Source organism: Mucilaginibacter sp. CAU 1740, from assembly GCF_039839285.1.
GTDB lineage: Bacteria > Bacteroidota > Bacteroidia > Sphingobacteriales > Sphingobacteriaceae > Mucilaginibacter.
Genome location: NZ_JBDOQS010000006.1, coordinates 190,590 through 203,849, shown reverse-complemented (window position 1 = coordinate 203,849; position 13,260 = coordinate 190,590). Strand labels below are relative to the sequence as shown.

Genomic DNA, 13,260 nt, shown 5'->3' with positions numbered 1-13,260 from the left:
ACAAATACAATGGATCTTTAAAGCAATGTTTTGCGGCCCAAAAATAACAAATAATATTAAAGGGGCTTTTGGGCAACTATTACATATAAAGCACCATCGCGATCGCGCTGGGGCTGCGAGTTTATTTTGTTGAACAGTCTGATCAGCGTTTGCATCACCAAAGCAAAAGGCGGAATTAAAAACTTTGGCAATTTAAGGGCAATGCCGTCCTGTAACAATTGCAAACCGCTTGCCGCCAAACCTAAAATACCGAAAAATGAGTGTATTTTAAAATCCTCGGCTTCAATGGTTTTGCGCAAACCGGCGCTTGTCCATCGCCAGTAATCATTGGGTGTTGGGTGATAAAACCAGTATCCGTGTGTAGTAATAATAGCAGTGCCGCCCGGTTTGAGGATGCGCATAGCCTCCTGTAAATAGCCTGATGGTGAATCAACGTGCTCAAGCACCTGATTGCTTAGCACAATATCACAGTAATTATCGGGCAGGGTAGTTTTGCTGTCGAAATCGATATGGTGTTCGGCCTTAGGGTTCATTTCAAGATCGATGCCCAGGTATTTACCTACCATCGGTTCAATTACTTCACGGTAGGGCATGTCGCCGCAGCCAAAATCGGCAAGCAGCAATGTTTTATTATCAGCGGTGAGTTGTTTTATTATTTCGACGGTTTTGTCCCTCAATTGTGAAAGGACTACATAGCGCGTGTGAAAAACAGAGGGATATAATCGGTCGTTACCTTTCATGCGGCTAATTTAATAGTTTAAAACAGAAAAGACCAGTGTTAGATACACTGGTCTTTTCTGTTTTTTCATTAATTGGGAAGAGGGGTAATATATTAATACGCTTTTTAAATCATTCTGTTAACACCGATCAATTCATCTTTACCGGTGCCTTTTTCTTAGCAGCGGCCTTGGTAGCGATCAAAATAACTCCATTTGATCCCTTACTGCCATAAATAGCTTTTGCCGACTCGCCTTTTAAAACAGAAATACTTTCAATATCCTCCGGTTTAAGCCCATCTAATACAAAGTTTTTGTTTTGTACATTACCATCAACTACATAAAGGGGCTGCGCGGCAGTTAGATTGTCGTTGATAACGATGCGGGTTCCTTTGGTTGTATCCTTGCGCAACTGTGCGGCAAATGATGAGGCTGTTGATGAGCCCGTTTCAACCGCTCCGGTTTTGTTCTCACCTGCTTTTGTCTTTTTATCATCGGCAGGGGTCAATGTAAAACTTATCGGCACACTATATTGCACGTTTACAGGGCGGCCATTTTGGATGCCGCATTTCCAGGCTGGTGAAAGTTTCAGTACACGCACCGCTTCTTCATCGCAGCCGGAACCAATTCCTCTAACAACTTTCATATCGGTTAATGAACCGTCCTTTTCAACCACAAAGGTGATGATCACTCTACCCTGCACATTATTATCGCGCGCGGCTTTAGGGTACTTCACATTGGCGGCCAAAAACTTACCGAAGGCTTCTATCCCTCCCGGAAACTCGGGTACCTGTTCAACAGAAGTAAAAACAGGCTCGGAAACAATTTTTCCTTTTATTCCGGCCACAGTATCAGCTACAGGTACATCGTCGGGTGCCAACGTAAAGCTGATAGGAACAGAGTACTGCACCCTTACAGGCCTGCCGTTTTGTATGCCGGGTTTCCATTTGGGAGATAACGCGATCACACGCAAGGCTTCATTGTTCAGATCATCAGTAATACCCCTCACAATTTTTTTATTCGAGAGCGAACCATCCTTTTCAACTATAAAAGTAATGATCACCCGGCCCTGTATCTTTTGCTCGCGGGCAGCAGCCGGGTATTTGAGGTTGGAGGCTAAAAATTTCCCAAAAGCTTCCAGCCCTCCCGGAAACTCAGGAACATTTTCTACAGCGGTAAATACTTCTGTTGTATCTGAAGGGGCTACTTCATGACCTTCAGCTGCAGCCGGTTCATCAATAGTAATTTCTGTTACTTTATTAGCCGGCGTGGCAAAAACTTTATCGGCTTTGAAATTGATCCTTGTAATAGCATCGCTATTGTTGATGGTAGCTGATGATAAGATCATCATTAAAATAAACAATGGTGCCGAAAGTCCGTATTTGATCAGTTTTATACGTTGTGAATTATTTTTTTGCAGCATCAGGATCCTTGCTTTCAGCATACTTTTATTAAAAAACGGATTAACCAATTGATGCGTTGGCGTATGGAAAGTTTGGCTTAAAAGCAGCATGGCATAATCGGCCTTGTTGGTTCCTGCTTTAATGGCCTGCCTATCGGCTATAAACTCGTGAATGTGCTTAATGGCCATGCGGTAAAAATATACCACCGGATTAAACCAGTTAATGATCATCACCAACTCTACCAGCAATACATCGGCAGAGTGCCATTGCCGGGCGTGCACATCCTCGTGCGTGGCTATAGCCTGATGTTCCTCGCCATCGGCATTCAGTTTTACCGTTTTAAAAAACGAATAGGATACAGCAGGTTCCGGCTGGCTGATCACTTTTTTAAGCTTAATTAACTGCCAAACCAGCCTCATCGATAAAAATACAATACCAGCCAGGTAAGCAATAAAAAGGATCTCGCCAATGCTTATAGGCGATTCTTGTATCGGCTTAAAATGATATACCATTACCGGACTGTTATAAATGGTATATTTTACCTGTTGGGTTATAAACAGGTTTTGCACCCAGTTGGCCTGGATAACAGGGATCATGAACGATAATATGGAGGCACTTACCAGGTAAACCCTGTTAAGCTGAAAAAACGTTTCCTTACGCAATAGCATCACATAAAACCCGTAAAACAGCAACAGGTATATATTTACCAACAACAGATATTGCCACCAGCTCATAATTATTTTTCTTTTAGTTTTTCAATCAGTTTCATGATCTCATCGGCTTCCTTCAGGTCGATCTTCTCCTTCTTCACAAAAAATGAAAACATGCGGTTAACCGAGTTATCAAAATAGCCACTTAATAACTTATCAGTAGCAAAGTTTTGATATTGCTCTTTACTGATAACCGGATGATACTCATGGCTTTTACCAAAAGCGGTATGCCCAACAAAGCCTTTTGTTTCTAAAATTCTGATGATGGTAGACACGGTGTTGTAAGCGGGCTTAGGCTCGGGTAACTGGTCTATAACATCTTTAACATACCCTTTTTTCAATTGCCAAAGCACTTGCATTATCTGCTCTTCGGCGCGGGTTAACTCTTTAATTTCCATGTGCGTACTTTAAGTATTAATACCTCGTGTATTAATTTTTGATTGATCAGTTAAACTAAGTTAGTAGTTGTTATTCAAACTTACAACTAATTTTTTAGTTTTTAGTTTGATAAACTTTTAATCACCATCTTCGTTGAGATACTTCATATACCAAATTATAAATGAATATAACTTTTCATGGTGCTGCCCGTAACGTAACCGGCAGCAAGCATTTGATCAGGCTGAACGATGGCACAGGCATTTTATTGGATTGCGGCATGTTCCAGGGCTTGGGCGAACAAACCGAAGAATTGAACGAACATTTTGGTTTTAATCCAAAAAAGGCTGATCACCTGATACTCTCGCATGCACATATTGACCACTGCGGATTGATCCCGCGCCTGGTTGCCGAAGGTTTCGACGGCAATATCTACTGTACCCCGGCTACTATGGACCTCGCGCGTATCCTGCTGCTCGATTCGGCTAAAATTCAGGAACAGGATATTGCGTATGATAATAAACACCGCGCCCGCAAAGGCCAGCCGCTGCTCGATCCGTTATATACTGAAGATGATGTAATGGAGGCCTTACGCCTGTTTAAAATTGTGGAGTACGGCGAAGAATATGCAATAAACGAAAACATAAAATTCAGCTTTACCGATGCCGGGCATATTCTGGGCAGCGCGGCCGTACACTTCAGCATTTTAGAAGATGGCAAAACTACCCACATTACTTTTAGCGGAGATGTAGGCCGTTACGGCGATCTGCTATTAAAAAGTCCTGAGCCATTTGAACAGGCAGATTATATTTTATTAGAGTCGACCTATGGTGATTCGCTGCATAAAGAACTCGGACCAATTGAAGATGCCTTACTTGATATTATTAAACAAACCTGCGAGGTTAAAAAAGGCAAAGTAATTATTCCCGCTTTCGCCGTTGGCCGTACGCAAGAGCTTTTATATGCCTTGAACAGCCTGGAGTTAAAAGGCATTTTACCCGATATCCATTATTATGTAGATAGCCCCTTATCCGAAAAAGCTACCCAGATATTGATGAACCACCCCGAGGTGTATAATAAAAACGTACAGAAGGTTTTAAAGGTAGATGCCAATCCGTTTGGATTTAAAGGATTGAAATTTATTGAAAGCGTAGAAGAATCAAAAGCATTAAATGAAGATCCACGACCTTGTGTTATCATAGCTTCATCGGGCATGGCCGAAGCTGGGCGGGTAAAACATCATATCAAAAACAATATCAACAATCAAAAAAACACCATTTTGATGGTTGGCTATGCCGAACCTAACTCGTTAGGTGGCCGCTTAATACGCGGAGATCATGAAGTACACATCTTCGGCGAACAATACGAAGTGAAAGCCGAAGTACGCTCCATCAGATCGATGAGTGCCCACGGCGATTATGACGACCTGCTACATTTTGTATCCTGCCAGGACCCGGCATTGGTAAAAACCGTTTTCCTTGTACACGGCGAATATGATGTACAACAGCATTTTGCTGGCAAACTGAAGCAGAAAGGATTTAAACATGTAGAGATCCCCTATCAGCATCAAAGAATTGATTTAAAATAATGGAAAATATTCTTTTATCTTAAGAAAAATTTCCATATTTGTATTAATCAATATTTTCGTGTTATGGAAAAGCGCAAACAAGCCGTTGATAAAGTAAAAAAGCCTGTTCAATATAAAACAGAGCCTATTAAGGCTGGGCTGTTAAATGATTTTCAGGAGCCGTATATCACCATGCCCCGTTACAATGATGCTATCAGCCTGCTCGATACATCAAAAAAAGGGCTTGAGGCTAAAAGTGCAATTGATTTTCTTAACCTTTCGGGCTTTACACAGGATGAGTTCCAGGAAACTTTTAAAACAACGGTAAAAACCATTCAAAACCATGTTAGCAAACAGTTAAAGCTTGATGCTTCACTCAGTGAAAAACTGCTTAAATCATTTGCTTTATTTGATAGTGGTATTGAGGTTTTTGGTTCGGCACAAGCTTTTGGGCAGTGGCTGCATGCGCCGGCGTATGGGCTTGGTAATCGTTTACCCTTTGATTTGATGGATACCATTACCGGCATCCAGCTTATTGATGAAGAACTCACCCGCATTAAATACGGCGATCTGGCTTAAACTATGCTGATATATAGGATAGCGCTGGCTAAATATGCGGATAAACTGGTAGCCTCGGGCAGGGCTGCACGCTGGAACCCTAATGATCTGGATATGATCTATACCGCCTCGAGCAGATCATTGGCTTGTTTGGAGAATGTAGTACACCGCAACCAATTGGGTTTAAACGCCGCGTTTAATGTGATGACCATCGATGCGCCGGATAAGCTCAAAATAACCACCATTAAATTAAACGACCTCCCGCCCGATTGGAGCGAATTTCACCAAATGCGGTTCACCCAAACCATAGGCGAAAACTGGATCAGGGAGAGAAAAACGGCTATCCTTGCCGTACCATCATCAATTATTGAAGAAGAGTTTAATTATCTGCTCAATCCTAAACATGAGGATTTTAGAGCCATCAAACTGATCAGATCGATACCGTTTATTTTTGATCAGCGGATAAAGCAATAGTAGTATTACATAAAACGTCATTGCGAGACACGAAGCAATCCCCGATTGGCAGGTTCACCCTGTATAGTTTGGGATTGCTTCGTGCCTCGCAATGACGTTTTTGGAGACTTAAATAGTTTATTGCCTTGCCGACTGTGGCTTTGGCAACTCTTTACGTGGGATCATCTCAGCACGTTGAGAAGTATGATATACAAAGGAAGCTACGATGGTAGCAGCCTGTTTCAAATCGTCTTCAACCAACCGATCATAAGTATCCTGGTTACTGTGGTGAGTACGTGAACCATAGTCAATAGCATCCTGTATAAACTGGAAGCCGGGAATACCAACGGCATCAAAAGATAAGTGGTCGGTGCCGCCGGTATTACGAATAGTAACCGTAGTAGCACCAAGATCTTTAAATGGCTCCAACCACGCTTTAAAGATAGGTGCAGCGGCCGAATCGCCTTGTAAATAGATACCGCGAATTTTACCGGTGCCGTTGTCAAGGTTGTAGTATGCTGATAGCTTAGCCTGCTCTGGTTTCAACTCCATAGTTTTAGGATCGCCAAAATGGTTAGCAACGTAACCGCGCGAGCCGAATAAACCTTGCTCTTCCGAACTCCATAAAGCTATTCTGATGGTGCGTTTTGGTTTAAAGTTGATGGCTTTTAAAATACGCATAGCTTCCAGCATCACCGCACTGCCAGCCGCGTTATCAGTAGCACCGGTAGCCGCATGCCATGAATCAAGGTGACCACCGATCATCACTACCTGGTCTTTCAATTTTTTATCCGTACCCGGTATTTCAGCAACTACATCATAACCCTGCAGGTCATCAGTAATAAATTGGGTTTTGATCTCTGCCTCCAGCTGTACCGGCTGTCCTCCTTTCACCAAACGTAAAATGCGTTGATAATCTTCGCTGCTGGTTTCCAGTTCAGGAGCTACGGCTTTGGCGGTATCTGCGTACGATGCCCCGTTGGTAGTAAATACGGTACCATCTGTACCACGAGCCTGGCTTAATATCAGGCCAACCTTTTCATCCACCAAAAACTGGCTTAAAACAGTTCTGAAAGCGCGCAACTTGCGGAAGTTTGCCATTTGCGCTGCATTAGGATCAGCGTTGCGGCGCGGGCCAGATGGGGTTGCTTTGGCATCAGCCATTTCAGTAAGCTCCGCATCGGTATAGCGGGCTGCATCTGCTTTCCAGGTGCGTTCGGTTGGGGCTTTAGTATCAAAAATCACGATCTTGCCTGCTAACTTACCTTTGTACTGGTCAAGCTCGGCAGCCGAATCGGCTTTTACAACCAACACCTCGCCTTTAATTAAGCCATTGGTACCGGGAGTCCAGGCTTTAGGGATAGCAATGATAGCGTGATAGTACGGAACAGTAATGGCTGCATAGTTTTTTTGCACCTCCCAGCCTTTACCAAATTTACCCCAGCTTTCCAGCTTGGCATTGGCCATGCCCCAGGTTTTTAGCTGGTTAACCGCCCATTTTTGCGCCCGGATCAAACCCGGCGAGTTTGCCAGGCGTGGCCCCGAAACATCAGTAAGGTAAAAGGCCGTTTCCATCACTTTGGAGTGGTTCAGGCCTTCTTCCCTTATCTTTTGCACCATGGCCGCATCAACGGGCTCCTGGGCTAATGCCGGCACTGCAATACCAGCCGCGATAAAACACGAAAAAAGTAGGTTTAACTTCATAATAAATAAATTATAAGATCAGTTCAGTCAGTAACAAACCTATTTATTATAAATTAAAGTTGAGTACATGTTGATTTAACAAAGTTGTTACATATAAACATTTACTTTGCTATATTTCACCACATTAAGAAGCCAAAAATCCTATCACACCATGAAGCTATTCTTCTTTTTCACCTTGCTGCTGGCTGGTAGTTTTGCCACCAAAGCACAATCAACAACAGATTTCCCGGTAACAACAGGTCATATTTCAATAATCAAACTGGAATTTACCAAACACTGGGCTTATCCGTGGTACGTTATTAAACATCCTAACGGCAAGTTTGAAAACACGTTGGGTGGCAAAATAAAAAAAGCGGATACCACTCATTTATATTTTACAGCAAATTGCCAAACCAATGTAATGGGCGGCTATAAATTGAGGTATTGCATTGCCAATAGAAATGCCAACAGTGTCACATTGAAATTTGCAGATGGGGCACCGGCTTATGAAAATGAGTTTCTGGTTTACATTAATAAAAACGATCATTCTTTCGAACCCAAACTTATCTCCCCGGCCTTGGTAGCTGATAACAATAAAACTTACCGGGTAATAAAAAGCAAGTTAAACCTTGATCAGCAGGATGATGATAAAGCCGAGATACTAAGCGGATACATTGATACAGAATTTACAGAAACCACATCAGCGTCTAAAGCCAAACCCATAACCAGGAAATACTATTTCAGGGGCTATTTTAAAACAGAAGTAAAACCCGGATCTTAGTTGATCAACAATTTATACCCACGACCATGCACGTTGATGATCTCTACGTTTTGATCATCTTTAAGGTACTTGCGGATCTTACTTAAAAACACATCCATGCTACGGCCGTTAAAGTAATTATCATCGTGCCAGATGTTAAGCAGGGCCTCTTCGCGGGTAAGCACTTCGTTTTTACGCATACACAACAGGCGCAGTAATTCGGCCTCTTTAGTTGATAGCTTTTGCTGGCTCTCGCCAATGGTGATCATTTGCGAAGTATAATCGAAAGTATATTTGCCTATTTTGAAAGAGGTTTGCTTTTCTTCTTCTTTCTTACCAACATTATCGGTGCGTTTCAACAGGGCGTTAATACGCAGTAACAGCTCTTCAATACGGAAAGGCTTGGTGATATAATCATCTCCTCCCAAATTAAAGGCCTGAGTTTTATCCTCTATCATACCTTTGGCTGTAGCAAAAATAATGGGCACCTGCGCGTTGATCTTGCGGATATCCTTGCCGAGGGTAAAGCCATCTTTTTTAGGCATCATTACATCCAGTATCAGCAGGTCGTACGCTTGTTTGGTAAAGGCACGCAGGCCTTCTTCACCATCTTTACATAAAACCACATCAAACTTGCCTTTTAACTGAAGGTAATCCTGTAATAAGAGGCCCAGGTTGGCGTCGTCCTCAACAAGTAGTATTTTTTTCATGCTTAATTTTAGTCCGGAAGCCGGAATGTACCTATGCTACTGAAAATTTCAGCTCAAACTCCGAGCCTTTTTCCTTTTCTGATTTTACGTTGATGCTACCGTTAAGGCGTTTTACTATGGTATTAACATAGCTTAAGCCCAGGCCAAAGCCTTTAACGTTATGTAAGTTACCGGTTGGTATGCGGTAAAACTGTTCAAATATCTTTGATTGCTGGTCGCGGCTCATGCCTATCCCCTTATCGGCAACCCTGATCACCACCTGCCCGCTTTTTACAGCTGTGCTTATAGTAATATCAGGCGCTTCATTGCTGTACTTAATGGCATTATCTATCAGATTGTATAACACGTTCGAAAAATGCAGCTCATCGGCAATAATGAAAGCGTTTTCGGCATCAAGGTGCAACGTGGTTTTGGCATCACATTTTTGCAGCTTTAGCTCCATACTGTCAAGCACTAATGAAACCATCTCGTTTACGTCAACCGGTTTTTTATCCAGTTTAAAATCATTACGCTCAATGCGGGCAATGTTCAGCACCCGTTCAATGTGGCTGCCCAAGCGTGCGTTCTCTTCAAAAATGATATTGGCCAGACGGGCAACACGGCTTTTATCTTCGGCAATTTCATTATCCCTTAAAGCTTCGCTGGCAATCATAATGGTTGATACCGGCGTTTTAAACTCGTGGGTCATGTTGTTGATGAAATCGATCTTCATTTCTGAGATCTTTTTCTGGCGCAGTATCGAGAAAATGGTATAACCGAAGCAAAATATCAGCACCATGGTAAGGCCACCGGTGGTAGCCATAGAGGCTGTCATGTTGCGCAAAATGAGCGAATTTTTTTGCGGGAATGAAAGCATGATCTTACCCGGATCATTGATCACTTCTTTGGTGAAGATCGGAGTTTGATACGTATTGGCAGCAACAAATACAGGCGGCTTCTCCCCTTCGCTGTCACTGGCGTTTGAAAATATAAGCGAATCGCTATTGGCCGTACTTATTTCATAGCTAAACGGCAAAGTGATTCCCCGGTTATGCAGTTCAAACCGTAATAACGAATCTATCCAAAGTGGGTTGATACGTTTATTTAACGGCTCGCCAGATTTGCGGTATTCTTCGGCCAGGTTTTCGATAACCGTTGGCTTGTTGCCGGCCATATGCACTTTCTCAAGCGAATCGATCTCCAGCATTTTTTTAATCTGCTGAAGCTGTTTTTCTTTTTGTTTACGGGCCTGCTCCTGTACCCAAAGCGGGTTAACACGAGGTACAGAGATCATTTGCTTACCAAACTGCGGATCCACATATACATACCTCAAAGTATCATATTTATGAAGCCTTTTGGGGCGCGATACCCGGCGGGTAATGTGTGTACGTACAATTTCAGGAGTCAGCTGTTCGTGCACTACACCAAACTCATCGGTATATTCTTCAACATGTACTTTAAAATCAACTGTACCTTCGGTTTGTAGCAAACCGTTAAGTTCATCATCAATTTTTTTATGGTTGATCATCCGCTGCAAACTATCTCGCAGCATAGCTATTCGCTTTTCGCGGGCGGAGGGCTTTTTCTTTATATTTCGGGTTTTTACCGTGCTGATGCTTGTTTCATCCCCATCATCACTATCGGCAATAACGTTATTAACCGGTTGAGTTTTGGCTTTTAAAAAATTATTGGCATCCTGACGGGTAACTTTATCAACAACGCTGTTAAGTGACTCGCGCACCGAGCGGTCAAATAAATCGGATTGCATTTGGTACGATTGCCTCAGGAAATAAAATTGCATGGCCACCACGCTCAAAAGCGCGAAACCCATTAAGCCAATAATTAAACCTATGCTCCTCTTCTTCATTTGTTAACACACAAAATTATCCGAAATACAATTACAAAATTGGCTTTTAACAATATTTAACAAATAGCACAACTATTAAAACCCTGTTTTATACGGGTTTATTATATTGAAGTTGGAAGATAAAACACAATGCGCCTCACCAAATCCTAATTAAAACAAAAGGCCCCCAAAAAACGGGAGCCTTTTAAAATTTCTTTTATCTGTGGATATTAGAATGGCAGATCGTCGTCATCGCTTGATGAGCTGATATCGGCAGCAGGTGCAGCGTATTGAGGCGCGGCGGCAGCGCTGTTAGCAGCGGCAAGCGGAGTGATCCTCCATAATTGTAACGAGTTGAAATAACTTTTTTTGCCCATTTTATCTGTCCACGGACGCCCTTTAAGATTAAATGAAACTTCAACATCATCGCCAATTTTCACGTTATCTAACAAAGCGCAACGATCCTGTATAGCTTCAAACTTTAAATATTCAGGGTATTGAGGGTTCTCAACATATTCAAGTATAAGTTCGCGTTTTTTTAGCGATTCGGTTACTTGCTGGGTAGCCGACACTTCATGTACCTTACCTTTAACTTCCATAATTAGTCTTCAAATAATTTAAAATGTAAAGTTAATAGTAAGAAATTAAAAATAGGGGCTTTTTAATTCTTAATTTTGTCTAATTAATATGCAAGTTTTCCACACTGAAAGTAAGATCATCATTACCTGTAATAAACGGCTGTCAACTTACCTGCAACAGGAGGTTGAAGCCTTAGGTTATGAACCAACCCGCGTTTTCCCTACAGGGGTTGAACTGCAGGGTACCATTACAGATACCATTCCACTTAATTTGAACCTGCGTTGCGGCAGCCAGATATTGTATTCGCTAAAAACGTTTACCGCTAATGACCCTGCCGAGCTTTACAACGAGCTGGTAACTATTGAGTGGGAAAAGCTGATCGATTTTTCGGGATACTTTTCGGTAACATCTAATGTTAATAATGAGCATATCCTTACGCCACTATTTGCCAACGTGAAAGTAAAAGATGCTATTGTTGATAGGATCAAATCGGTAAAAGGTATCAGGCCAAACTCTGGCCCCGAAGTCAATAAAACAGTAGTACACCTGTATTGGCAGGATAACCGCGCCGAGATCTTTTTAGATACATCGGGCGAAACACTGGCTAAACATAGCTATCGTAAAATACCGGGTAAAGCACCAATGCTGGAAGCGCTGGCCACATCAACCATTATGGCTACCAAATGGGACAGGAAAAGCACTTTTATTAACCCCATGTGCGGTTCTGGCACATTGGCTATCGAAGCCGCGCTAATTGCTACCGATAAATATCCCAGTTTGTTCAGGATGAATTATGGCTTCATGCACATTACCGGTTACGATGAAACTGTATTTTTTGCAGAGCGTCGCTTATTAAAGGACAAAGCAAAAAAAGAGATCGGCTTTAAGATCATCGCTACAGATCTATCTGCTGATGCTGTGGACATCGCTCAAAAAAATGCTAAAACCGCTGGCGTAGAACATTTAATTGATTTTGCCGTTTGTGATTTTGAGGAGACCGAAGTACCGGCCGAAGGCGGCGTGGTAATGTTTAACCCCGAGTATGGCGAACGTTTAGGTGTACATACCAAACTCGAGATCACCTACAAACGCATGGGCGATTTTTTGAAAAAGAAATGCCTTGGTTACAACGGTTATGTATTTACGGGCAACCCTGACCTGGCCAAAAAAATAGGCCTGAAGGCTGCCCGAAAAATTGAATTTTATAATGGTAAGCTTGATTGTCGCTTGTTTGAGTACGAACTTTACGAAGGCACCAAACGCGAACCAAAACCAGAAAATTAAATGAAAAGGTTACTGTTATTTATAACACTTGTTTTATCATCGGTATTAGTAAAGGCACAAACGCAGCTGGCATTCCCTTTTCAGGGTGGCAGCCCAATCATGACCCGCTTTTTTAAAGATAGCCTGGTAATATCTCCGAAAATTCAAAAGAAGAAAGCTACAGGTACAGCTGTTTTTAAGTTTACTGCTGATGATAAGGGTACTATTAAAAAAATCATTGTTTATTATGCCGATGATGCCATATTGGTAGTGCCTATTATTGAGGCATTGAAAAAATCCAACCACAAATGGATCATCCCTGATCATGAAAAACTGCATGATTTTATCCTGCCTTTTTCAATCAGCTTTAATGCGGCAGCTAATACAAGTAATGCCACCATTAAACAGGCCTTTGAATATTACAGTCAGCGCAAGCCCATCATATCGTATAACCAGGTGCCTTTAGAAACGGCAACCTTGCTGCCAACGGTACTGATCAGTTACGACCTTACGGAGTAGCCTTTTAATTGATCAATAACCACGAAAAAGTGATGAATCTAAAAAATTCATCACTTTTTTTATTTTTTTTCGATATCGTTACAATTAACACACCACTTGAATATTAGGCAACCTACACCTAATATCTCTATCAAATTTT

13 protein-coding genes are annotated in these 13,260 nt (G+C 42.1%); 6 read left to right on the top strand and 7 right to left on the bottom strand.

Features of this window, described 5'->3' with window-relative positions; translation table 11 throughout:
• Nucleotides 1-56: 56 nt before the first annotated feature.
• The 3 genes from AAFN85_RS15080 to AAFN85_RS15070 form a co-directional block, all read right to left on the bottom strand.
• A complete protein-coding gene (locus tag AAFN85_RS15080) occupies nt 57-740 on the bottom strand; it encodes a class I SAM-dependent methyltransferase (protein ID WP_347528321.1) in 684 nt (227 codons plus the stop codon).
• 127 nt (nt 741-867) lie between these two features.
• A complete protein-coding gene (locus tag AAFN85_RS15075; protein WP_347528320.1) occupies nt 868-2,853 on the bottom strand; it encodes a TonB family protein in 1,986 nt (661 codons plus the stop codon).
• 2 nt (nt 2,854-2,855) lie between these two features.
• Entirely contained in the window at nt 2,856-3,227 is a 372-nt protein-coding gene (locus AAFN85_RS15070) for a BlaI/MecI/CopY family transcriptional regulator (protein ID WP_121233788.1), read from the bottom strand.
• A 161-nt stretch (nt 3,228-3,388) separates the two neighbouring features.
• On the opposite strand from AAFN85_RS15070, the gene AAFN85_RS15065 reads away from it, so the two are divergent.
• From AAFN85_RS15065 to AAFN85_RS15055, 3 genes are all read left to right on the top strand, one after another.
• Nucleotides 3,389-4,792: an MBL fold metallo-hydrolase gene (locus AAFN85_RS15065; protein WP_347528319.1), complete on the top strand. Its 1,404-nt coding sequence runs from the start codon at nt 3,389-3,391 to the stop codon at nt 4,790-4,792.
• A gap of 63 nt (nt 4,793-4,855) precedes the next feature.
• Nucleotides 4,856-5,350, top strand: a complete 495-nt coding sequence (locus AAFN85_RS15060) for an MbcA/ParS/Xre antitoxin family protein (protein ID WP_347528318.1) — start codon at nt 4,856-4,858, stop codon at nt 5,348-5,350.
• 3 nt (nt 5,351-5,353) lie between these two features.
• On the top strand, nt 5,354-5,803 hold the full coding sequence (locus tag AAFN85_RS15055) for an RES family NAD+ phosphorylase (RefSeq protein WP_347528317.1): 450 nt from the start codon (nt 5,354-5,356) through the stop codon (nt 5,801-5,803).
• A 117-nt stretch (nt 5,804-5,920) separates the two neighbouring features.
• Here AAFN85_RS15055 and AAFN85_RS15050 read toward each other — a convergent pair whose 3' ends face one another.
• Nucleotides 5,921-7,486, bottom strand: coding sequence for a M20/M25/M40 family metallo-hydrolase (locus AAFN85_RS15050; RefSeq protein ID WP_347528315.1), 1,566 nt, complete (start codon nt 7,484-7,486; stop codon nt 5,921-5,923).
• Nucleotides 7,487-7,637: 151 nt separating this feature from the next.
• Here AAFN85_RS15050 and AAFN85_RS15045 point away from each other — a divergent pair, with 151 nt between their 5' ends.
• A complete protein-coding gene (locus AAFN85_RS15045) occupies nt 7,638-8,246 on the top strand; it encodes a hypothetical protein (protein ID WP_347528314.1) in 609 nt (202 codons plus the stop codon).
• Here AAFN85_RS15045 and AAFN85_RS15040 read toward each other — a convergent pair.
• The 3 genes from AAFN85_RS15040 to AAFN85_RS15030 form a co-directional block, all read right to left on the bottom strand.
• Nucleotides 8,243-8,935, bottom strand: a complete 693-nt coding sequence (locus AAFN85_RS15040; protein ID WP_347528313.1) for a response regulator transcription factor — start codon at nt 8,933-8,935, stop codon at nt 8,243-8,245. The genes AAFN85_RS15045 and AAFN85_RS15040 overlap by 4 nt on opposite strands.
• 31 nt (nt 8,936-8,966) lie before the next feature.
• On the bottom strand, nt 8,967-10,781 hold the full coding sequence (locus AAFN85_RS15035; protein ID WP_347528311.1) for a HAMP domain-containing sensor histidine kinase: 1,815 nt from the start codon (nt 10,779-10,781) through the stop codon (nt 8,967-8,969).
• Nucleotides 10,782-10,990: 209 nt separating this feature from the next.
• Nucleotides 10,991-11,359, bottom strand: coding sequence for a DUF3127 domain-containing protein (locus AAFN85_RS15030; RefSeq protein ID WP_347528309.1), 369 nt, complete (start codon nt 11,357-11,359; stop codon nt 10,991-10,993).
• Between the two features lie 88 nt (nt 11,360-11,447).
• Here AAFN85_RS15030 and AAFN85_RS15025 point away from each other — a divergent pair, with 88 nt between their 5' ends.
• Nucleotides 11,448-12,623 carry a class I SAM-dependent RNA methyltransferase gene (locus AAFN85_RS15025; protein WP_347528308.1) on the top strand — a complete coding sequence of 392 codons (1,176 nt, stop codon included), beginning with the start codon at nt 11,448-11,450 and terminating at the stop codon, nt 12,621-12,623.
• Nucleotides 12,624-13,121, top strand: a complete 498-nt coding sequence (locus AAFN85_RS15020; RefSeq protein ID WP_347528307.1) for a hypothetical protein — start codon at nt 12,624-12,626, stop codon at nt 13,119-13,121. It abuts the gene before it with no gap.
• The last annotated feature ends 139 nt before the right edge of the window (nt 13,122-13,260 follow it).